The organism is Xanthomonas sp. SHU 308 (assembly GCF_000364645.1).
Taxonomy (GTDB): Bacteria; Pseudomonadota; Gammaproteobacteria; order Xanthomonadales; family Xanthomonadaceae; genus Xanthomonas_A; species Xanthomonas_A sontii.
On the sequence record NZ_AQOK01000892.1, the window covers coordinates 1 to 1570 of the forward strand.

At 68.6% G+C, this 1570-nt stretch carries 2 protein-coding genes; one reads left to right on the forward strand and one right to left on the reverse strand.

Features of this window, described 5'->3' with window-relative positions:
* The coding region (zipA, locus tag D588_RS0122950; protein ID WP_017917656.1) for a cell division protein ZipA at positions 1–563 on the forward strand (563 nt) is incomplete at its 5' end.
* A 329-nt stretch (positions 564–892) separates the two neighbouring features.
* Here the strand turns inward: zipA and D588_RS0122955 are convergent.
* The coding region (locus D588_RS0122955; protein ID WP_017917657.1) for an aminotransferase class I/II-fold pyridoxal phosphate-dependent enzyme at positions 893–1570 on the reverse strand (678 nt) is incomplete at its 5' end.

Below are 1570 nucleotides of genomic sequence, written 5' to 3' on the forward strand. Positions count from 1 at the left end.
GCGACGACGCGCTGGCCGCGCCCGGCGCGGACGGCGAAGCGCACCAGCCCGACCTGGGCCTGCCCGCCGCGGAGGCGCCCGGCGCTGACCTCGGCAAGCGGCCGAGCCAGGATTTCGACAAGATCGTCTCGCTGTATGTCGCCGCCCGCGCCGGGCAGGTGCTGCGCGGCGAGGACATCGTGGTGGCCGCGGAGAAGACCGGCCTGACCTTCGGCCACATGAACGTGTTCCACCGCCTGGTGGAAGGGCATCCCGAGCGCGGCCCGATCTTCAGCATGGCCAGCATCATGAAGCCGGGTAGCTTCGACATGGCGCACATCCGCGAGATGGAGACCCCGGCGATCGCCTTTTTCCTGACCCTGCCGGCGCCGCTGACCGCGCTCGACGCCTGGGAGAAGATGCTGCCGACCGTGCAGCGCATGGGCGAACTGCTCGACGGCGTGGTCCTGGACGACAGCCGCAACGCCCTCGGGCGCCAGCGCATCGCCCACATCCGCGACGACCTGCGCGCCTACGACCGCCAGCACCAGGCACCGCCATTGACGAAGGCGCCGCGCTGGTGAGCGTGGTGCCGGGAATGGGGAAACGGGAATAGGGAATCGTAAAAGCGTATCCCCGCCTCTGACCCCCCGCGCGCGCTCCCCTTCTCCCTTCGGGAGAAGGTGACCCCGAAGGGGGCGGATGAGGGTACGACCGCCGCCGAACGCCAGAACCCCTGGCTTTGACTCTTGCGTACCCTTATCCCGACTCTCCAAGCCTGGCGCACTGACGCCAGGCTAGTGAACCGTGGACCTGTAATGGGAAGGCCAGGGCAAGCCTCTCCACGCCTCAGCCGCAAGGCAACCCGCTTTTACGATTCCCGATTCTCCATTCCCGATTCCCGGCCCCCAAGCTACTTGCGCGCCTTAACAAACGCATCCCGAAACCGCAGCATCTCCGCTTCGCTGCCGACGGTGACGCGCACCAGCTTCGGCCAGATCGGCCAGCTGCGGCCGACGATCACGCCTTGCTTGGCCATCGCCGCGGCGAAGGCGGCGCCGTCGCGCTTGACGTCGACCATGAAGCAGTTGGCCTGCGACGGCAGGCACTTGTAGCCCTTGCTCTGCAGCCAGGCGATGGTGGCGTCGCGGATGCGCGCGTTCTCGGCGCGGCGGGTCGGCACCAGTTGCAGGTCCTGCAGGCTGGCGATGCCGGCGGCCAGCGCAGGCACCGACACCGGATTCTGGCCGAACGCAGCCAGCCTGGTCTGCAGCCCCGGCGCGGCCACCGCCAGGCCCAGGCGCAGCCCGGCCATGCCATACAGCTTGGAGAAGGTGCGCAGCACCAGCAGGTCCTGGCGCTGGCCGATCAGGTCGATCACCGACGGCTCGTCGCTGTAGTGCAGGTAGGCCTCGTCGACCAGCAGCACGCTGGACGCAGGCTTGTTGGCCAGCAGCCATTCGATGTCGGCGCGCTTGGTCACCGACCCGGTCGGGTTATTGGGATTGCACAGGTAGATCAGGCCAGCATTCGGATCGGCGCTGGCCATGGCCTTGACGTCGTGGGCGCCGTCGGCGCGCAGCGGCACCCG